The sequence below is a fragment of the Streptomyces sp. NPDC048560 genome (genome assembly GCF_040650955.1).
GTDB lineage: Bacteria > Actinomycetota > Actinomycetes > Streptomycetales > Streptomycetaceae > Streptomyces.
Window position 1 is genome coordinate 203958 of record NZ_JBEZIJ010000008.1, and the last position, 17736, is coordinate 221693.

Annotated in this window: 21 protein-coding genes; 13 read left to right on the plus strand and 8 right to left on the minus strand. The window is 69.6% G+C overall.

Translation table 11 applies throughout. The annotated features are described in order from the left end of the window. Nucleotides 1-66: 66 nt before the first annotated feature. Nucleotides 67-1398 carry a YibE/F family protein gene (locus tag AB0C82_RS22185; protein ID WP_362844657.1) on the plus strand — a complete coding sequence of 444 codons (1332 nt, stop codon included), beginning with the start codon at nt 67-69 and terminating at the stop codon, nt 1396-1398. Nucleotides 1399-1412: 14 nt separating this feature from the next. On the opposite strand, the gene AB0C82_RS22190 is transcribed toward AB0C82_RS22185, so the two are convergent. The 4 genes from AB0C82_RS22190 to AB0C82_RS22205 all read right to left on the minus strand — a co-directional run bounded on the left by AB0C82_RS22190 (nt 1413) and on the right by AB0C82_RS22205 (nt 3656). Further along, a complete protein-coding gene (locus AB0C82_RS22190) occupies nt 1413-1850 on the minus strand; it encodes an SsgA family sporulation/cell division regulator (RefSeq protein ID WP_362844660.1) in 438 nt (145 codons plus the stop codon). A 101-nt stretch (nt 1851-1951) separates the two neighbouring features. Continuing rightward, the gene (locus AB0C82_RS22195) at nt 1952-2722 is read right to left on the minus strand and encodes a helix-turn-helix domain-containing protein (protein WP_362844663.1); all 771 of its coding nucleotides are present in this window, start codon (nt 2720-2722) and stop codon (nt 1952-1954) included. A 239-nt stretch (nt 2723-2961) separates the two neighbouring features. After that, complete coding sequence (locus tag AB0C82_RS22200) at nt 2962-3174, minus strand: DUF5326 family protein (protein ID WP_362844665.1); 213 nt, start codon at nt 3172-3174, stop codon at nt 2962-2964. A 164-nt stretch (nt 3175-3338) separates the two neighbouring features. Then, nucleotides 3339-3656 carry a cupin domain-containing protein gene (locus AB0C82_RS22205; protein WP_185299683.1) on the minus strand — a complete coding sequence of 106 codons (318 nt, stop codon included), beginning with the start codon at nt 3654-3656 and terminating at the stop codon, nt 3339-3341. A 68-nt stretch (nt 3657-3724) separates the two neighbouring features. On the opposite strand from AB0C82_RS22205, the gene AB0C82_RS22210 reads away from it, so the two are divergent. From AB0C82_RS22210 to AB0C82_RS22225, 4 genes are all read left to right on the plus strand, one after another. Then, on the plus strand, nt 3725-4102 hold the full coding sequence (locus AB0C82_RS22210; protein ID WP_362844667.1) for a phage holin family protein: 378 nt from the start codon (nt 3725-3727) through the stop codon (nt 4100-4102). A gap of 66 nt (nt 4103-4168) precedes the next feature. Continuing rightward, nucleotides 4169-5293 carry a cystathionine gamma-lyase gene (locus tag AB0C82_RS22215; RefSeq protein WP_362844669.1) on the plus strand — a complete coding sequence of 375 codons (1125 nt, stop codon included), beginning with the start codon at nt 4169-4171 and terminating at the stop codon, nt 5291-5293. Nucleotides 5294-5501: 208 nt separating this feature from the next. Next, the gene (locus AB0C82_RS22220) at nt 5502-6398 is read left to right on the plus strand and encodes a LysR family transcriptional regulator (protein WP_362844671.1); all 897 of its coding nucleotides are present in this window, start codon (nt 5502-5504) and stop codon (nt 6396-6398) included. A gap of 52 nt (nt 6399-6450) precedes the next feature. Next, nucleotides 6451-6930 (plus strand): NUDIX hydrolase, encoded by a 480-nt coding sequence (locus AB0C82_RS22225; RefSeq protein WP_362844673.1) that lies wholly within the window; start codon nt 6451-6453, stop codon nt 6928-6930. A gap of 158 nt (nt 6931-7088) precedes the next feature. Here the strand turns inward: AB0C82_RS22225 and AB0C82_RS22230 are convergent, their stop codons facing one another. Continuing rightward, nucleotides 7089-8276, minus strand: coding sequence for a globin domain-containing protein (locus AB0C82_RS22230; protein ID WP_362844676.1), 1188 nt, complete (start codon nt 8274-8276; stop codon nt 7089-7091). A 301-nt stretch (nt 8277-8577) separates the two neighbouring features. Here AB0C82_RS22230 and AB0C82_RS22235 point away from each other — a divergent pair, with 301 nt between their 5' ends. The 5 genes from AB0C82_RS22235 to AB0C82_RS22255 all read left to right on the plus strand — a co-directional run bounded on the left by AB0C82_RS22235 (nt 8578) and on the right by AB0C82_RS22255 (nt 12217). Further along, the gene (locus AB0C82_RS22235) at nt 8578-9105 is read left to right on the plus strand and encodes a DUF2269 domain-containing protein (protein WP_362844678.1); all 528 of its coding nucleotides are present in this window, start codon (nt 8578-8580) and stop codon (nt 9103-9105) included. A gap of 5 nt (nt 9106-9110) precedes the next feature. Further along, a complete protein-coding gene (locus tag AB0C82_RS22240) occupies nt 9111-9998 on the plus strand; it encodes a GNAT family N-acetyltransferase (protein WP_362844680.1) in 888 nt (295 codons plus the stop codon). A gap of 86 nt (nt 9999-10084) precedes the next feature. Beyond that, on the plus strand, nt 10085-10543 hold the full coding sequence (locus AB0C82_RS22245) for a MarR family transcriptional regulator (RefSeq protein ID WP_362844682.1): 459 nt from the start codon (nt 10085-10087) through the stop codon (nt 10541-10543). A 28-nt stretch (nt 10544-10571) separates the two neighbouring features. Then, nucleotides 10572-11024, plus strand: a complete 453-nt coding sequence (locus AB0C82_RS22250; protein WP_362844684.1) for a GNAT family N-acetyltransferase — start codon at nt 10572-10574, stop codon at nt 11022-11024. 29 nt (nt 11025-11053) lie between these two features. Continuing rightward, nucleotides 11054-12217 carry a winged helix DNA-binding domain-containing protein gene (locus AB0C82_RS22255; RefSeq protein ID WP_362844686.1) on the plus strand — a complete coding sequence of 388 codons (1164 nt, stop codon included), beginning with the start codon at nt 11054-11056 and terminating at the stop codon, nt 12215-12217. Between the two features lie 77 nt (nt 12218-12294). Here AB0C82_RS22255 and AB0C82_RS22260 read toward each other — a convergent pair whose 3' ends face one another. Both AB0C82_RS22260 and AB0C82_RS22265 read right to left on the minus strand, forming a co-directional pair. After that, complete coding sequence (locus tag AB0C82_RS22260; RefSeq protein ID WP_362844688.1) at nt 12295-13713, minus strand: serine hydrolase domain-containing protein; 1419 nt, start codon at nt 13711-13713, stop codon at nt 12295-12297. A gap of 92 nt (nt 13714-13805) precedes the next feature. Further along, the gene (locus AB0C82_RS22265; RefSeq protein WP_362844690.1) at nt 13806-14390 is read right to left on the minus strand and encodes a dihydrofolate reductase family protein; all 585 of its coding nucleotides are present in this window, start codon (nt 14388-14390) and stop codon (nt 13806-13808) included. Nucleotides 14391-14540: 150 nt separating this feature from the next. Here AB0C82_RS22265 and AB0C82_RS22270 point away from each other — a divergent pair, with 150 nt between their 5' ends. Both AB0C82_RS22270 and AB0C82_RS22275 read left to right on the plus strand, forming a co-directional pair. After that, nucleotides 14541-15113, plus strand: a complete 573-nt coding sequence (locus AB0C82_RS22270; protein WP_362844692.1) for a TetR family transcriptional regulator — start codon at nt 14541-14543, stop codon at nt 15111-15113. Between the two features lie 136 nt (nt 15114-15249). Further along, nucleotides 15250-15597 (plus strand): DoxX family protein, encoded by a 348-nt coding sequence (locus AB0C82_RS22275; RefSeq protein ID WP_362844694.1) that lies wholly within the window; start codon nt 15250-15252, stop codon nt 15595-15597. 14 nt (nt 15598-15611) lie between these two features. Here AB0C82_RS22275 and AB0C82_RS22280 read toward each other — a convergent pair whose 3' ends face one another. Then, the gene (locus AB0C82_RS22280; RefSeq protein WP_362844696.1) at nt 15612-16196 is read right to left on the minus strand and encodes a BLIP family beta-lactamase inhibitor; all 585 of its coding nucleotides are present in this window, start codon (nt 16194-16196) and stop codon (nt 15612-15614) included. 231 nt (nt 16197-16427) lie between these two features. Here AB0C82_RS22280 and AB0C82_RS22285 point away from each other — a divergent pair, with 231 nt between their 5' ends. After that, a complete protein-coding gene (locus AB0C82_RS22285) occupies nt 16428-17648 on the plus strand; it encodes a PLP-dependent aminotransferase family protein (protein WP_362844698.1) in 1221 nt (406 codons plus the stop codon). Nucleotides 17649-17736 lie beyond the last annotated feature (88 nt).

A 17736-nucleotide genomic window follows, 5' to 3' on the forward strand; every position in this document is an offset into this window, starting at 1 on the left:
ACCACGCTAGCGTTCTTCATGGCGTGCTGAATAGGGGGCCCCTCCCGTTCTTGCGATGATCGCCCGGTGACCTCCTCCCAAAGCGATCCCGAACCGCAGGGCGCCCCGCACGGCCATTCGCACAGCCATGGCCCGGCCGCCCCCGTCTCCAAGCACCTGCGCAAGGTCATCGCGGCGGTGTTGATTCCGTTCGCCACCGCGGTCCTTGTGGGCCTCGTGGTGCTGTGGCCGGGCGGCGCCCCCGAACATGAGCGCACAGGTGTCGGCTTCGACCGGCAGACCCAGTCCGGCAAGGTCGTCCAGGTCGACAGCGTGGACTGCGCCGACGTCAACGCCTCGCAGGTACCACCGACCGGTGACACCTCGACGCCCTCGGGTCGCGAGGCGGTCGACGCGCAGACGGGAGACTGCAAGAAGGCGACGATCGAGGTGACCAGTGGCGACGACAAGGGGCGCACGTTCGTCGAAGTCGTCCAGCCGGACGCTCCCAGGCAGCTGAGCGAGGGTCAGGGCGTGGTCGTGGCGTACGCTCCCGACGCCCCACGCGACCTGCAGTACTCGGTGACCGATGTGAACCGGAAGTTCCCGATCGCTCTGCTCGCCGGGATCTTCGCGCTGGCCGTGGTCGCGGTGGGCAGACTGCGCGGTGTGATGGCACTGATCTCACTCGTCGTGTCGTTCGCCGTGCTCACCCTGTTCATCCTGCCGGCGATCCTCCAGGGCTCGAATCCCCTGGTCGTGGCGGTGATCGGGGCGAGCGCCATCATGCTGGCGGGGCTCTACATGTGCCACGGCCTGACGGCGCGTACGTCCGTGGCGGTCATCGGCACACTCATCTCGCTGCTGGTGATCGGCCTGCTCGGCTCGCTCTTCATCGGCTGGGCGGAACTGTCCGGCAACACCGACGACAACACCGGTCTCATCCACGGGCTCTTCCCGGACATCGACATGAGCGGCCTGCTGCTGGCGGGCGTCATCATCGGTTCGCTCGGTGTGCTCGACGACGTGACCGTCACCCAGACGTCGGCCGTCTGGGAGCTGCACCAGGCAGACCCGACGATGGGCGCCCGGAAGCTCTACAAGGCGGGGATCAGGATCGGGCGGGATCACATCGCTTCGGTCGTCAACACCCTCGTGCTCGCATACGCCGGCGCCGCGCTGCCCCTGTTGCTGCTCTTCTCGATCGCCCAGAGCAGCATGGGGACCGTGGCGAACAGCGAACTCGTGGCGGAGGAGATCGTCCGGACGCTGATCGGCTCGATCGGACTGGTCGCGTCGGTGCCGGTGACGACAGCACTCGCGGCGCTGGTGGTCTCCGCGGACCGCACAGGGCTCGGCGCGGAAGCCGGAGCTCCTGCACCCGTACGGAGCGGGAGGGGCCGTCGTCGCAAGCTGTGACGGCGGACGCCCTGTCAGCCGGCGTTCTGCTCCTCGGCGAGAATCCGGCCCAGCGCCACTTCGAGACTGCCCTCGAAGTCACTCAGCGTGTGCTCCTGACCGAGCGGGACCAACTTGTCCGTCCGGTCGAGGAAGGCGACAAGAGGGGCCGTGCCGGCCCGGAAGAGCGCACGGTCGTCTCCCACCTGGAGCCGGATGTGTACATCGGAAAGCCCTTCGGGTTCGGTCGGACCGATGTGCACATCCCCGTCCCCGCTCGGGCTGTTCAGCCCGTCGAGCAGCAGTTCACGGCCGAAAGCCCAGGTGACAGGGGCGTCTCCCGGCAGGTGGAAGGTCATTCGGATCGCGTAAGGATCAGCAACCTCGTACCGGAGCTCCACCGGAATACGGAAGGAGAGCTCCTCGGAAACGAGGAAGCTCATCATGACCTCTGCTTGAACCGACTCGCGCATCGTTTAACCCCGCGGTAGATGAAACTGGCCAGGAATGATCCCCGGTGGCCCTATTGACGCCATCGTGGTGCACGCGATAGCAGATCACAAGGAGTGATTTTTCAGATACTGATAGAGAGCACGAGCGAACGCAAGAGGTCTGCGACTTCGTTGCGTAGTTGTTCAACTGCGGGGAGCAACCGATCCTGCTGGTCAAGGGGCAGAGAAATGGCCATCGCCGCCACGGTCGTACCCACCGTGATCGGGATGGCCGCACAGATCGTTCCGAGGGCATATTCCTGTCGTTCGATGACAGGGTCCATACGTTCCGTCGATCGCAAGCGCTCAAGAAGCGACTCACGATCTCGCACAGAGTGACGAGTCAGCGGCTGCACCGGATGTCGGTCGAGGTGATCCCCGCGCGCCGTCTCGTCGAGCTGTCTCAACAGGCACTGGCCGATCGCGTGCGCGTGTCCGGTCTCGCGGAACGCCGCCCACTCGTCGACCGCGGGACTGGCCGGGGTGTCCGCGACCGCGATGAGTTCGATCTCGCCCTCGCGGTAGATGGCGCAGTACACCGGCACACCGATCGTGTCGCGCCAGCGCGCGAGTGATTCGGTCATGGCGCTGCGACGATTCTGCACGGCACCACCGTCCATCAGCCGCTCGGCGGCGTCCCCGAAGAGGAAGACGCCGTTCTCCCGGCGCAGATAGCCCTCGTGGGTCAGCGTGCGCAGCAGGTGGTACGCGGTGGGAAGCGGGAGCCCCGCTTCCCGCGCGAGCTGCTTCGCGGGCGCCCCGTCGCGATGGGTGCCCACAGCCTCCAGCAGCCTCAATGCCCGCTGCACGGAACCGATCAACGTCGGTACAGCGGTATTCGTTGCTGTGGTCACAGGTCACCCCCAGGCATGGTGACGGGCGGTCAGCCCTCCCGTGGGGGCCGCCCCCACGGACTGCCACAAAACCTGGGTCCGGAGACCGAACTGCCCTACAAACCAATGGTCAATTCAGTGACGGACGGTTACTTCCCAGGCGGCGGCAGTGATACGCACTGTATCGGCACCGCACGCCCGAAATGCGTTTTCGTCCGGGACTTAGCTCAGCTGGGCTAATCGGCCACGGCCGACCGTCACTACCAGTCACGGTCCGAGGAGGACGAAGACATGAACTTCCGTACGACGAAGACCAGACCACCGACCAGAACGGCGAAAACCAGCACCTTGAAGAGCAGACCGATGACGAAGCCCACCACGCTGGCGATCAGGCTGCCGAACACGACGATCGCGATGACGGGCACCGCGACCCACTTCACCCACCAGGGCATCCCCGCGAATATCTCCTGCACGGCCATCGTCCTTACCTCGTCTCTTCGAGTACCTGCCTCGATGCTAGGGGCGCGGGGGTACCCGGCGGGTGCCGCCGATCCCTTGAACTCCCCTGATCGATCCCCTAGGGACTACCGGGGCCGCGCCCGCACGCCCGGGGGCGCCCGGGGTGTGCGGCAGGTGCTCAGCCTTCCGGCGGGGAGAAGACCACCATCACCCGCAGGTCCTCGGTGATGTGGTGGAACTTGTGGGCCACCCCGGCCGGTACGTAGACGACGCTGCCCCTTCCCACCTGCGTCGTCTCCATGCCGACGGTGATCGCCGCCCGTCCGCTCACGACGAAGTAGACCTCGTCCTGGTTGTGGGGCTGCTGCGGGTCGAGCTGTCCCGCGTCCAGCGCGTAGAGACCGACGGACATGTTGCGTTCCCGTACGAACTGGAGATAGGCGCCGTCGTTGGCGGCCCGCTCCGCCTCCAGTTCGTCCAGCCTGAATGCCTTCATCGCCCGTCCGCCCCTTGTATCCGTACTGCCGCTGTCGGCCACCGATCATGTCTGCCACGATCAGACACATGAAGAATTTCGTAGTCAAGACGATCGCCAACGCGGGTGCGCTGGCCGTGGCCATCTGGCTGCTCAGCGACATCACACTGACCGGGGACGACACCTGGAACAAGGTGCTCACACTGATCCTGGTCGCCCTCCTCTTCGGCGTGGTGAACTTCGTCGTCAAGCCGGTGGTGCAGCTGCTCACGCTCCCGCTGTTCATCCTGACGCTGGGCTTGATCACACTGGTGGTCAACGCCCTGATGCTGATGCTGACCTCGTGGCTCGCCGACCTGTTCGATCTGAGCTTCCACGTCGAAGGCTTCTGGACCGCCGTTCTCGGTGGCCTGATCATCTCCGTCGTCTCCTGGGCGCTGAACGTCGTACTCCCCGACGAGGACTGATCCGGACCTTCTGAAACAGTGCAGGCCGGACCGGTGGCAGACCGGGGAGAGAAGCGAGGACACAGCATGAGCACCATGGGCGACGGGACACGGGCGGTACGGGCCGGGCTTCCCGAACCGGCACAGTTCGAACCCACCCTTCCTGGCCCGGTCTTCGCCGCGCACTTCCATCTGTCCGGGGAACCCGTCGGCCCGTACACCTACGGGCGTGACACCAACCCCACGTGGACCCATCTGGAACGTGCCATCAGCGAGCTGGAGGCGCCGGGGGAGCCGGTCGAGACCACGGTGTTCGCCTCGGGGATGGCTGCGATCACGGCCGTCCTGCTGTCGCAGACGCGCACCGGCGACGCGGTGGTGCTGCCGGACGACGGCTATCAGGCGCTGCCGCTCGTCCGTGAGCAGCTTGAGGCGTACGGCGTCGAGGTGCGCACCGCTCCCACCGGCGGCGACGCCCAGCTCGCGCTCCTGGAGGGCGCGAAGCTGCTGTGGATAGAGACCCCGTCCAACCCGGGCCTCGACGTCTGTGACGTACGGCGGCTCGTGGAGGCCGCACACCTGGCGGGCGCCCTCGTCGCCGTCGACAACACGCTGGCCACCCCGATCGGGCAGCGCCCGCTGGAGCTGGGCGCCGACTTCTCGGTCGCCAGCGACACCAAGGGCATGACCGGGCACGGCGACATCCTCCTCGGCCACGTGACCTGCCGCGATCCCGGGCTGACGGCGGGGGTACGGCGCTGGCGCAAGGTCGTCGGCGCGATCCCCGGGCCGATGGAGGCCTGGCTCGCACACCGGTCACTGTCCACGCTCCAGCTGCGGATCGACCGGCAGTGTTCGACCGCTCTCATGCTCGCCGAGGCCCTCGCAAAGCGCGACGAGGTGAGCGGTCTGCGGTACCCGGGGCTGCCGGCCGACCCCTCGTACCCCAATGCCGTGCGGCAGATGCGGCGCTTCGGTTCCGTGGTGTCGTTCGTGCTGGCCGACCGGGAGACGGCGGAACGATTCCTCACGGGGCTGCGGCTGGTCGACGACGCGACGAGCTTCGGCGGCGTACGGTCCACCGCGGAACGACGGGGCCGCTGGGGCGGCGACGCCGTACCGGAAGGCTTCATCCGCTTCTCCGTCGGGGCCGAGGACCCGGAGGACCTGCTCGCCGACGTGGAGCGTGCGCTCGACGAGGCGTCCCGGTAAACCGCCCGCAGCGACGTGAACTGCTGATACGGGCGGTCCGAGCCTCCCCCCTCGTGGCTCGGACCGCCCCGGTTCCACGCGCGAAGAACCGCTGCCACAAGGCTAGTTGACTCTGCGTCAGTGTCCAATCGCAGTAGCGACAGCGACCTATCGACATATTTATAGTTGTCCGGGTCCGAAGCGTCGTGAGCGCGGAAGGAGACCGGTCGTGGATCTCGCTCTGCTGCGCACCTTCGTCACCGTGCACCGTGCGGGATCGTTCACCCGGGCCGCCGCCCTGCTCGGGCTGTCGCAGCCCGCCGTCACCTCGCAGATACGGACCCTGGAGCGCCAGCTCGGCCGCCCGCTCTTCCTTCGCCGCGCCCGCGGTGTGACCCCGACCAGCATCGGCGACGAACTGGCGCACCGCGCGGCTCCCCATCTGGACGCCCTGGTGGAGATCGCCGAGACCGGGCTCGACGATGAGGCGGGAGTACGGACGCTGCATCTGGCCGGGCCTCCGGAGTTCACCTCCGTACGGGCCCTGCCCGCGCTCACCCCGCTGCTCTCCCAGGGGCTGACACTGCGCAGTTCGTTCACCGCGAACGCCGAGGAGACGATGGAGGGACTGGCCGCCGGCCACCACGACCTGGCCATCACGACGGCTCGGCCGCGCGGCGGACTGCTCACCTCGACACCGCTCTGCGACGAGGAGCACGTCCTGGTGGCGGCAGCGCGCTGGGCCGGGCGGCTGGGGCCGGGAACGCTCCGCCACAAGGGGCCGGTGGTGCTGGAACAGTTCCCGGTGATCGAGGTGCACGAGAGTCTGCCCTTCGTCTCCCGCTACTGGGCCTCCGTGTTCGACAGCCGGCCGACGGCTTCCGCGACGGTGATCGCTCCGGACCTGCGGGCGGTCCTGGAGTGCGCGGCCTCGGGTGCCGGGCTCGCCGTACTGCCGCGGTACCTGTGCGAGCAGGCGCTGGAGCGGGGCGAGGTCGTGGCGCTGCTGGACCCTCCCGTACCGCCGCTGCGCACCTACTTCCTGGCCGCGCGCACCGGCACGCTGGCGCTGCCGCACATCGCGCGGGCGCACGAGTGGCTGGCGCGCGCTGCGGTCGACTGGTGACCCGTGGGCCGGGGAGCGTTTCAGATCGTGCTCCACGGGCCACTCTCTTGCCATGACCGAACGTCCTGTGGTCAAGCGCACCGCACGTGCCGTCCTGCTCGACGGCAACGACCTCGTCCTCATCAAGCGCACCAAACCGGGGGTCGATCCGTACTGGCTCACGCCGGGCGGCGGTGTCGAACCGGAGGACCGCACCGTCGTCGACGCCCTGCACCGCGAGGTCGACGAAGAACTCGGCGCCAAGATCACCGACGTCGTGCCCTGCTTCGTGGACACGGTGGAACACATCGCGGGCGGCGGGGTGAAGGGCGTCAAGGTCCAGCACTTCTTCGTCTGCCGGCTGGAGTCGATGGACCCCTCGCAGCGGCACGGACCGGAGATCGACGATCCCTGCGGTGAGTACGAGATCGTACGGGTGCCCTTCAGCCGCGTCGGAATCGCGGCGGTCCACCTCGTACCCCTGTCCCTGCGGCACTACCTGGACGGCAACATCGAAGGCGTCCGCGCGCTGCTCGCGCCCGACCTGGGCTGAACCGGCGCCGCAGCCGTCCGGGTGCCGGAGCCGCTCGCCGGAGCCGCTCCCCGGGAGCCGTGCGCCGGAGCCGCTCCCCGGGAGCCGTGCGCCGGAGCCGTTCCCCGGTGCCGGGGCGCTTGCCGTCGTCTCCGGCGGCACGAGCGTGCTCCCGGAGATCATCGGTGCGCCGGGGCAGACAGTTCCTCCAGGGCGTCGTGCCTTATCCGTTCGGTCGGCATGCCGATGTCCGTGAGCACGTCCACGCCGGTGCGGATCATGCCCGGCGGGCCCGACAGGTACGCCTCGTACCCCTTCCACGGCCCGTGTTCCCGTACGGCGTCGGGCAGCCGGCTCTGCGGACCGTTCCCCGGTCTCCCGCCCACCACAGGGTGGACCGCGAGCCACGGATAGGTCCGCTGGAGACGCAGCATCGTGTCGATTTCATAGAGATCGCCGTCGCTGCGCGCTCCGTAGAACACCTCGACCGGACGCCGGTCACCGTGTTCGGCGACATCCTCGATCAGCGCCCTGATGGGCGCGATGCCCGTGCCGCCACCGAGGCAGAGCAGCCCGTTGTGCGTGGTGTGATCGACCGTCATGGAGCCCGCCGGGGCTCCGAGCCGCAGCAGGTCGCCGGGGCGGGCGCGGTGTACCAGCGCGTTGGAGACCCAGCCGGCGGGCACCGCCTTGACGTGGAACGAGAGCAAGCCGTCGCGGCGGGGCGCCGAAGCGAAGGAGTAGTGCCGCCAGACGTGAGGCCACCAGGGCGTCTCCAGGGCCGTGTACTGCCCGGCCAGAAAGGGGTAGCCCTGATCGGGGCGAACGGTGAGGACCGCGACATCGGGGGTTCGGAGGTCGTGGGAGACCACCTCCGCCTGCCAGAGCGCCGGGGCACTCCGCTCGTCCTCGGCCGCCGCGTCGATCATGATCTGCGAGATCCTTGTGTAGGCCCGCACCCAGGCCGCCTCCGCCTCCCCTCCCCAGCTGCTGGGCGCGTAACGGCTGAGCGCACCGAGCAGAGCCTCTCCGACGGCCGGGTAGTGCGTGGGCGCCGTCCCGTACTTGCGATGGCCGCGGCCGAGCTCTCCGAGGTACGCGGCGAGCGCTCCCGGGGCGTCCAGCCGCTCGACGGCCGCGAGAATCGCCTTGAAGAGGCGGTCGCGCTGTGTGTCCATCGCCGCCGGGAACAGGACCCGCAGCTCCGGGTGCCGGATGAACAGCAGGGCGTAGAAGTAGGCCGTGGCCCGGTCCGCTACGGGGCCCACCTCCGCGAGCGTGCGGTGGAGCAGGGCCAGGTCGGCGGACGCCGACGGGGTCGTCGTGGGTTCGGTCAGGTCAACCGGCGTGGTAACCGGAACGTCCATAGAAGTGCCTCGCCTCAAGCATCAAATGGTCGCGACTCGCCCACGCCCCACGCATCCCCTGCACGTGCGGCTCTCCTTCCCGCAGTGTGCCGCAGACTGCCCACGCATCGGACAAATACTCGGAAGTCCGATTATGGGAGCGCGTGTTCCCACTGGGCTCTCCTGCCTCGGGGCCCGCCGGCGGTCTTGCGGCGCGTCCCGCCCGGGCACCCTCCGGGACACCGCGTACGCCCAGGCAAGTACCTGCGGATACTCCCGCCGTCAGACGACCGATCGCTCCGCGCTTGACAGCGTGTTTCACGTGAAACCACTCAACCGCCGCACTCGCAGAAGTGTCCTCGTCGCCCATGTCGCGGTCTCCGTGAGCTGGCTGGGCCTGACCATCGGCCTGCTCACCCTCGGCCTCACCGCCTTCCTCACGGGCGACCCCGGGACCGCCCAGGCCGCCACCCGCGCCATGAAAATCTTCGGTGACTGGCTGATCGTGCCCACAGCTTTCTTGTCGCTCGTCAGCGGTCTGGTGCTGGCACTCGGCACACCGTGGGGTCTGGCCAGGCATCGATGGGTCTGGGCGAAGTTCTGGATCACTCTGGTCACCACCGGCCTGACGGTCTTCTCGCTGCGTCCCGGAATCAACGAGGCAGCGGCAGGAGGCGCCATCGCCACCGACCTGGTGATCGGTCCCGCAGTGGCGTCGGCCACGTATCTGTTCGTGACAGCCGTCTCCGTGCTCAAGCCCTGGGGGCTGACACGACGGGGCCGGCGCCTGCGCGTCTCGGCCAGATCCGCTAAAACGGTGGACGAACGATCACCACGTCGGACAGCCTGACCCCTATGCACAACGCACCGCCTCGCACGCTCGCCGAACTGCCCATCCGGCGTCTCACCCGGGGAGACCTCGTCCCCTGCGCCGACCTCTGCGAGGACCGCGGATGGTCGCGCGACGAGCACCGGTGGGGGCTCCTCCTCTCCGCCGGGACTGGCTACGGCATCGACGACCCCGAGGGCAAAGGCCTGGCGGCGGCCTGTGTCGTGACCTCGAACGGGGCGGATCTCGCCGCCATCGGAATGGTGCTCGTCGCCGGCCGGCACTCCAGGCAGGGACTCGGCCGACGGCTGATGCGGCACGTGATCGAGTCCTCGGGCCAGACTCCGCTGTCGCTGTACGCCACCCCTGAGGGGCAGCCCCTCTACGAGCAGCTGGGCTTCACCGTGGTGGGCCGGGCCAATCGCGTCGCCGGGCGTTTCCGGCCGGTGGACGGCGAGCGCGACAGGTCTCCCGGTGCTCCCACGGTCACCACCCGCCCGGCCACGGCCGACGACCTCCAGCGGGTCCTGCGCCTGGACGCCGAGACGTTCGGCTCCGACCGGACCCACATCCTCACGCGGCTGCCGGCCTTCTCCGACCGCTTCGTCGTCGCGGAGGACAGCGGATCCCTCGTCGGGTACGCGGCCCTCTGGCCGAGCGAGAACGTCCATTCCATCGGTCCTCTCGTCGCCCGCGACACCGCCACCGCCAAGTGCCTCGTCTCGGCGCTTGCGGCCACGACGGACCGCCCCCTGCGCACCGACATCGACGCCCGCCACGGGGAGCTGCTCGACTGGCTCGGCGAGCATGGCCTGGAGCGGGGTACCCATACGGCGGTCATGCTCTACCGGAGCTCGGAACTGCCGGGTGACTGGACACGCCGATTCGCTCCCCTCACCGTCGCCACCGGCTGAGGCCGGCCTCCGAGACTCTTGCAAACGCGGGCTATTGCAGACGTCCCCTATCCTGGAGACACGTAGCTCCACACGGAGGAGAGACCATGACTGCGACCGACCCCGCTCTGACCGCCCTCTCCCAGGGCTGGTGCGCGCTCTCCCTGCTCCACGGGAAGATCGAGGCCCGCATCGAGCGGGCCCTGCAGGCGGGCCACGGTCTCAGCGTGCGGGAGTACTCACTGCTCGATGTCCTGAGCCGGCAGCACGAGGGCCCCGGCGGACACCTTCAGATGAAGCAGGTCGCGGATGCCGTCGTGCTGAGCCAGAGCGCCACCACCCGTCTGGTCACCAGGCTCGAGGACCGCGGTCTGCTGACCCGGTACCTCTGCGACACCGACCGCCGGGGCATCTACACCGACGTCACCGATGCCGGGAGCGCCCTGCTCGCCGAGGCCCGGCCGACCAATGACACCGCCCTGCGCGCCGCCCTCGACGAAGCCGCGCTGAACCCCGAGCTGGTCCCGCTCGTCACGGCCGTGGAACAGCTGAAGGTTCCCGCATAATCCAGGGCGGCTGCGTATTCTGCGGAATATGAACGATCTTGCAATACGTCCTGCCGCGCTCGCCGACCTGCCTGCCGTCGTGGCCATGCTCGCCGACGACCCCCTCGGCGCGCAGCGGGAGTCGCCGGACGACCTCACCCCGTACAACGCCGCCTTCCGGCGGCTCGCCGATGACCCGAACCAGCACGTGGTCGTCGCGGTGCGCGAGGAGCGGATCGTCGGAACCCTGCAGCTGACGATCATCCCCGGCCTGTCGCGGCGCGGCTCGACGCGCTCGGTCATCGAGGGCGTCCGCGTCCACGCCGACGAGCGCGGCAGCGGTCTGGGAACCCAGATGATCCAGTGGGCCGTCGACGAATCCCGCCGCCAGGAATGCCAGCTGGTCCAGCTGACGTCCGACGTCACACGTACCGACGCCCGACGCTTCTACGAGCGACTCGGCTTCACCGCCAGCCACGTCGGGTTCAAGCTCACTCTCTGAGCCCGGTCCGGACACCTCTGGGGGCCGAGATGCAGCACATCACGGACGAACAGCGCCGCACCCGGCTCGGCCGACGGCATCTGCTCGCCCCGTCGGTACGTGCCGACTCCGTGGTGGCGGTGGCGGACGCCCTCGTCGCCCTCCACGCCACCGACGCCGCCACCGTCTTCCTCTCCACGTGCGCACGGCTCGCACGGCCAGACGTCGCACCGGTGGAACAGGCACTGTACGAAGACGTCTCGCTGGTCCGGCTGCTGTCCATGCGCAACACCCTCTTCACCGTCTCCAGGGACCTCGCTCCCTTTGTGGAGGCGTCGAACGCGCGGGCCGTGGCGGCCAAGGAACGTCGGACACTCCTCAAGCACCTGGCGGAGGACGGCAACGGGCTGGACGAGGCCTGGCTCACAGAGGTCGAGCTGGAGACCCTTGCCGTGCTGACGTCGCGCGGCCGGGCCACCGGCAGTGAACTGTCGGCCGCCGTACCGGCTCTCCGGACGAAGATCACCGTCTTCCCCGGCAAGAAACAAGAGACGGTTCAGGGCGTCGCGTCCCGCGTCATCCGCGTCCTGGCCGCGGAAGGGCGCATCCGGCGGGACCGGCCACGCGGCTCCTGGACGTCCAGTCAGTTCCGCTGGACGACATCCGGGCCCCGGCCCACGCTCAGCCCGCAGGAGGCGCAGGCAGAGCTGGCCCTGCGCTGGCTGCGCTCGTACGGTCCCGCGACCGAGGCCGACCTCAAGTGGTGGACCGGATGGGGGCTGGGCCAGGTCCGCAAGGCGCTCGCGGCGGCCGGGGCCGAGGAGGTGCGCCTCGACGACGGAGCCACCGGCTGGGTCGCGCCGGATGACAGCTCCCCCGAACCGGACCTCGAACCCTGGGCCGCACTGCTGCCGAGCCTCGACCCGAGCGCGATGGGCTGGGCCGACCGCGGCTTCCACCTTCCGTCCGATCACCGCGCAGCCCTCTTCGACCGGGCCGGCAACATCGGCCCCACCGTCTGGTGGAACGGCGGCATCGTCGGCGGGTGGGCGCAGCGAGCCGACGGTCAGCCCGTCTGGCGTCTGCTGTCCGACGTCGGCCGGGAGGCCTCGACCGCCATCGAGGCGGAGGCGTCCCGGCTGGCGCAGTGGGTGGGCGAAGCCCGCATCACTCCACGCTTCCGCACTCCGCTGGAGCGCGAGCTGTCCGCCTGATCACGCGGACGCTCCCGTACCACCTCCTCGGTGCCGTGTTTCACGTGGAACACGGCACCGAGGGCTAGCGGCGTGGATCAGAGGGCGAGCCCCCGCCAGCCCTCCGCGTCCACACCCCCGGGGACGGCCGCCCCCGGGTCGTACGGTTCACGGGTGAAGGCGAAGGAGCCCAGGTCGAGATGGTCGACCGCGCCGTCGCCGTTTCGCACGACGCGCAGTGTCTCCCCCGCGTAGTACCCGTCGAGCCCCGTCCACGTACCGTCCGGGCGGGCCCGGAACCGGGCGCCCCGGCCCGTGCCGCGCAGCGGCTGAAGCTCCACGCCCCGGTCAGCGGCCACTTTCAGGACGTAGGCGTGGGTGCCCCAGTACCAAGGGCCCGTCAGCGCCAGTAGCTCGGAATCGATCTCGGGCAGTGGACGCCAAGGGGCGGGGATACGGGGCTCCGCGTCGGCGACGATCCGTACGAGATCGGCGGCGACCCCGGCAGTGAGCGGTCCGAACGTGGCATTGGTGAGCGCGACCGCGGCGACATCGTCCTCAACGCAGATCCACAGGGCCGCCAGGAAGCCCGGCAGCGAGCCGGTGTGACCGACGAGCGTCCGGCCGTCCCTGCGCACGACCTGGAGACCCAGACCATAGACGCCGTCCCACTCGTCAGCCGCGGGAGAGGCCGAAGGCACCCGCATCTCCCGTACCGACTCCGCCCCGAGGACCTTCTCGTCCCCCGCGGCGAGAAAGGCGGCGAACCGCAGAAGGTCGCCGGTGGTAGACCAGAGCTGACCTGCTGGCGCCATCAGACCGAGGTCCTCGGCAGGTTCGGGCAGCATGACGTCCGCCCAGGGGTGGACGGCCCAGCCGCCCGCGTGCGGAGCCACCGGCTCCGTGGTCGTGCGGTGCATACCCAGCGGTTCCAGGATCTCCCGGCGCAGCGCCTGGGCCCAGGAGACGCCACGTACCGCCTCGACCAGCGCGCCGAGCAGGGTGTAGCCGGGATTGGAGTAGTGGTGCCCCCGTCCGGCCGGCTGGGTCCTCGGATGATCGCCGAGGACATCCGCCAGCTCGGGACGTACGGTCCCCGCTGTCCGCTCCCACCACGGCGCGGGAGACTCGGCGGCCAGACCAGCGCTGTGGCCGAGAAGCTGGAAGACTGTCACGTCACCCACCCCGGTGCCGGGGAGGTGCTTCTCCAGCGGATCGTCCAGGTCGAGCAGCCCCTCGTCCCGCAGCCGCAGCACCAGTACAGCGGTGAACGCCTTCGTGAGGGAGCCGATCCGGTACTGGGTATCCGCGTCGGGGTCGTGACCCTCGACGCAACTGCGCGCACCGTTCCAGACGGTCCGCCCCTCCCGCTGCACCGCGGCGACGAACGAGGGCGTCCGGCCTTCGGCCTGGGCCGTGGCGATGCGGTGCAGCAGGGCACGTCGTGTACCAGGGAGCAGCTCTTCGCTCCGGGAATCGCCGACGGAGCCGGCGGGGGAGCCATTGGGGGAAGTCATGGTCAAGGACTACCCGGGTGACAGCCGCCTGGCGAGCCGATTTCGCGGCGCGCGGAAGTCGCGTCCACGGCCCACGGGGACCGGTCCGCAGTTCAGCGCTTACGGCTGTAGGTCCTGACCAACGCTCCGTTGCCAAAGGTGCGTACGTCATCGAGCGTGAACTCGAGGGCGTTGAAGTCCGCGCCGAACATCGTCATGCCGGAGCCGTACACCAGCGGGTAGGTCTTGATCACGAGCTCGTCGACCTCGTCGATCAGCTCCCCGGCGAGCTGTGAGCCACCGCAGAGCCAGATCCCCAAGTCGCTTTTCTCGGCCTTGAGTTCGCGCACGCGGCCGATCAGGTCGCCGGAGATCACCTCCACGTCTGCGTCCGGGGACTCCGTCAGCGTGCGGGAGGCGACGAGCTCCCGGAGGTGGGAGTACGGGCTGGTGATTCCGGCGTCCAGCGCCAGCTGGTAGCTGGCGCGCCCCTGGATCACCGTGTCGAACCGCCGGCTCTCCGCCTCGTGGAAGCCCAGAGCCTTTCGCGCTTCGGCCGGGACGGTCTCCGGATGCTCCGCCTTGAGGAAGGAGAGGAACTCCTCGTCGACGAAGCGGTACATCGATGTCGCGTCGCCACTCGGGTCCCCGATGAAACCGTCGATCGAGCAGGCGATGAAGTAGGTGAGCTTGCGCAAGTGGTCCCCGTTCGAAGCAGGCCATGACGGCCGGTCGGCATCAGTCGTCGCGGCATCACGTTTCCCCGCCGCAACCACGTCACATATAGTGCTTCACATGTAGTGGTTGCGCAACCCTCTTTCCGAGGGAGAACTGACAGGAGATCAGCCATGGCCAGGAATCCGGAACGCAGAACAGCACTCACCGACGCCGCCATCGAGGTGCTGGCGCACGAAGGAGCCCGTGGCCTCACCTTCCGCGCCGTGGACGCCAGGGCCGGTGTCCCGGTGGGGACGGCCTCCAACTACTTCGCGAGCCGGGACGACCTGTTCATGCAGGCGGGCGCGCGCATCAACAGCCGTATGGCGCCGGACCCGGCCGCGGTCGAGGAGGCACTGCGCCCCACGCCCTCGCGGGAACTGGTCACCTCGCTGATGCGCTGGCTGGTCCGGCGCATGGCCGACGACCGCACCGGCTATCTGGCCATGCTCGAACTGCGCCTGGAAGCCACCCGCCGGCCGGCGCTTCGCCTCCAGCTGACGCGGACGGTGCGCGCGGAGTTCGACGCGGGCGCCGACTTCCACCGGGCCGCCGGGCTGCCGGGCGACCACGACACGTTCCGCGTGCTCTATCTGGCCATGACCGGAGTGCTCCTGGAGCACTTCACGCTGCCCGGAGTGCTGTCCGACACGGCACTCGACGACCTGGTGGAGAGCGTCGTCACGCAGATCGTGCCCCGCTGATCCCGTCCCGCCCATCAGGGGTGCTCGGACATCCGCGTCAGCCGCCCGTCACATTCGCGCGCCGTGCCGGGTCATAGCTGTGAAGGACCCACCACCCGGCCGGAGCGTCCGGCCTCCCCCGATGGGAGCACGCATCATGACCACCGCACACGTCGTCGTCACCCTCCTGGCCGCCGCCACGGCCGGCTTCTCGGCGGCCTCCGTCCTCCTCGGCGCCCAGTGGGTCGTCCAGCCGCTGGCCGACTACGGCGCCCCCCGCCCGTGGCGGATCTGGCTCGGTACGGCCAAGGCGGCGGGCGCGGCCGGTCTCGTGGCGGGCCTGCTCGTACCGGCCGTCGGCGTCCTCGCCGGCATCGGCCTCATCCTGTACTTCACCGGCGCCGTCGTCACCGTGATCCGGGCCCGCTCGTACGCGCACATCCCGTTCCCGCTCGTGTACATGGCCCCCGTCGCGGGCGCGCTGGCCCTCGGCCTCGCCGCCTGAACCGTGCCGCCTGCTCAGCGAAGCCCGTCGCGAGAGAGGTAGGTCTTGCTCGTCAGCCGGCCGTCGGTGAAGAAGAACTCGATCGTCGGGTAGGACTCGTCGATGGTCCCGGCGCACTGAACCATGGTCTTCCAGCCTTCGGAGGACGGGTAGTTGGGCTGCTCGACCCATATGTCGGTGCACGCGGTGCCGTCGGTGACGGCGTTGACATCGGCCAGCAGGTCTCCCTCGGCGAAGCCGTCGTACTGCGTCCTGGTCATGGTCCGGGGCAGGTCGTAGGTGTACCAGCCGTAGGCGAAGCTGTACCCCTTCTCCTTCTTGTACAGCTGGCCGCTGCCGTTGAAGACGAACGTCGCCGTCTGGTCGACGGAGGCGTTCGACGTCCAGCACATCAGGCCGGCCGCCCCGCCGGAACAGTGCGGATCAGGCCCCATGAGGTCCTCGACCTGCTGCCTGGACATACCGAAGGTGACGGCGTCGTACTTGACGTCGGTCAGGTAGTTCTCGTTCGGCGGCGGCTTGGCCGCCGAGGCGGCGGTGGCGGATCCGGCCATGGCGGACGCGAGAACGGCGACGGCGGCGAGACGACGAAGACGCATGTGCGTACTCCTGACGGAGAGATGCCGACGTCCGTGCGACGTGGCCGGCGTGAGGGCGCGACGACCGGGGAACGGTCCACTGAATCCTCGGACCCGGGCCTCTCGCCGCTCTCTCCGCCCGGTATCCGGCAGCCGGCCCACCGGCCAGGACCGCCTCGCCCGTGCCGGATCCAGCTACGCGTAGGTCATGCGGTCCGGGTCACCGCCGATGCCCACCCGGCCGTGGGCGGCATGACGTCCGACGACACGTGCGGATTCCAGGGCCTCGTCGAGTCCGCCGGCGAGGACTGTCCCGGTACCACTCACGGCATCCGCATGGCCGACCCCTACGCCCCGGAGACCACCGGCCCGACCACGGCGGCCCACGACTTCCGGGTCGGCCTGCCGGACGCCCGGCTCTTCCCGTACGACGCCTGGCGTCCCCTGATCGCCCGGGAACTACGCCCTTCGGCAGCCGGCGCGGTCGGATACGGCGATCCGGCCGGCCACGCCGGACTGCGGGCCGCACTCGCCCGGCACATCGGACTCTCTCGCGGCGTTCGGACCGGCCCGGACGACGTGCTGGTGACCACCGGCACGCAGCAGGCCCTGGACCTCATCGGGCGGGTGCTGCTCGAACCGGGCGACCGGGTGGCCGTCGAAGAGCCCGGCTACCCACCGGCCCGGCTGGCGTTCCTGGCGCAGGGCGCCGAGGTCACGGGCATACCGGTGGACGCCGAGGGCCTGCTGGTGGACGCCATCCCGCCGGGCACCCGCGCCGTGTACGTCACCCCTGCCCACCAGTTCCCGCTCGGCATGGCGATGTCCCTGCGGCGCAGGACGGCGCTGCTGCGATGGGCGCGGCAGCACGGCGCGGCCGTCATCGAGGACGACTACGACAGCGAATTCCGGTTCGGCGGGCGGCCGGTCGAGACGCTGCAGAGTCTGGACCGGGACGGACACGTCATCTACGTGGGGTCGTTCTCCAAGGTGATGCTGCCCTCCCTGCGCGTCGGCTTCCTGGTGGCGCCCGCCCCGCTGCGCACAGCGCTGCGCACCGCCAAGTACACCGCCGACTGGCACACAGCGGTCCCCACGCAGGCGGCGCTCGCCCGCTTCGTCGACGACGGGCTGCTCGCCCGGCACATCCGCCGGATGCAGCACACGTACGCGACCCGGCGCCAAGCCATCACCCGCGCGCTCACCGACCACTTCGCGGACCTGGCCGAGCTGGTGCCGTCCGCCGCGGGCCTGCACGTGACCACATTCACCCAGGCCCATCTCGCCGAGCCCGACGCCCTCGCGAACCGGGCTCTCCGGGCCCGGGCATCCGGCGTGGCGGTCCACACCCTGGCGGAGGTCGCCGCGAACCGCTCCGCGCGCCCGGGCCTCGTCTTCGGTTACGGCTCGATCAGCGCCCCGGACATCGAGCCCGGCCTGCACCGCGTACTCGGCCCGCCTCAGGACTGCTGAACGCGGAACGAAGCGCCCGCACACGGCTCACCCGATTCAGCACCACCACGACGACCTTCCGGACCTGAGTGTCTTGTCGCAGCGTAGG

What these genes read in the sequence shown, in the direction of transcription:
- AB0C82_RS22190 (WP_362844660.1), bottom strand. Translation starts at nt 1,850, where the DNA reads ATGCGCGAGTCGGTTCAAGCAGAGGTCATGATGAGCTTCCTCGTTTCC.
- AB0C82_RS22205 (WP_185299683.1), bottom strand. Translation starts at nt 3,656, where the DNA reads ATGAAGGCATTCAGGCTGGACGAACTGGAGGCGGAGCGGGCCGCCAAC.
- AB0C82_RS22210 (WP_362844667.1), top strand. Translation starts at nt 3,725, where the DNA reads ATGAAGAATTTCGTAGTCAAGACGATCGCCAACGCGGGTGCGCTGGCC.
- AB0C82_RS22215 (WP_362844669.1), top strand. Translation starts at nt 4,169, where the DNA reads ATGAGCACCATGGGCGACGGGACACGGGCGGTACGGGCCGGGCTTCCC.
- AB0C82_RS22225 (WP_362844673.1), top strand. Translation starts at nt 6,451, where the DNA reads ATGACCGAACGTCCTGTGGTCAAGCGCACCGCACGTGCCGTCCTGCTC.
- AB0C82_RS22230 (WP_362844676.1), bottom strand. Translation starts at nt 8,276, where the DNA reads ATGGACGTTCCGGTTACCACGCCGGTTGACCTGACCGAACCCACGACG.
- AB0C82_RS22240 (WP_362844680.1), top strand. Translation starts at nt 9,111, where the DNA reads ATGCACAACGCACCGCCTCGCACGCTCGCCGAACTGCCCATCCGGCGT.
- AB0C82_RS22245 (WP_362844682.1), top strand. Translation starts at nt 10,085, where the DNA reads ATGACTGCGACCGACCCCGCTCTGACCGCCCTCTCCCAGGGCTGGTGC.
- AB0C82_RS22250 (WP_362844684.1), top strand. Translation starts at nt 10,572, where the DNA reads ATGAACGATCTTGCAATACGTCCTGCCGCGCTCGCCGACCTGCCTGCC.
- AB0C82_RS22255 (WP_362844686.1), top strand. Translation starts at nt 11,054, where the DNA reads ATGCAGCACATCACGGACGAACAGCGCCGCACCCGGCTCGGCCGACGG.
- AB0C82_RS22260 (WP_362844688.1), bottom strand. Translation starts at nt 13,713, where the DNA reads ATGACTTCCCCCAATGGCTCCCCCGCCGGCTCCGTCGGCGATTCCCGG.
- AB0C82_RS22270 (WP_362844692.1), top strand. Translation starts at nt 14,541, where the DNA reads ATGGCCAGGAATCCGGAACGCAGAACAGCACTCACCGACGCCGCCATC.
- AB0C82_RS22275 (WP_362844694.1), top strand. Translation starts at nt 15,250, where the DNA reads ATGACCACCGCACACGTCGTCGTCACCCTCCTGGCCGCCGCCACGGCC.
- AB0C82_RS22280 (WP_362844696.1), bottom strand. Translation starts at nt 16,196, where the DNA reads ATGCGTCTTCGTCGTCTCGCCGCCGTCGCCGTTCTCGCGTCCGCCATG.
- AB0C82_RS22285 (WP_362844698.1), top strand. Translation starts at nt 16,428, where the DNA reads ATGACGTCCGACGACACGTGCGGATTCCAGGGCCTCGTCGAGTCCGCC.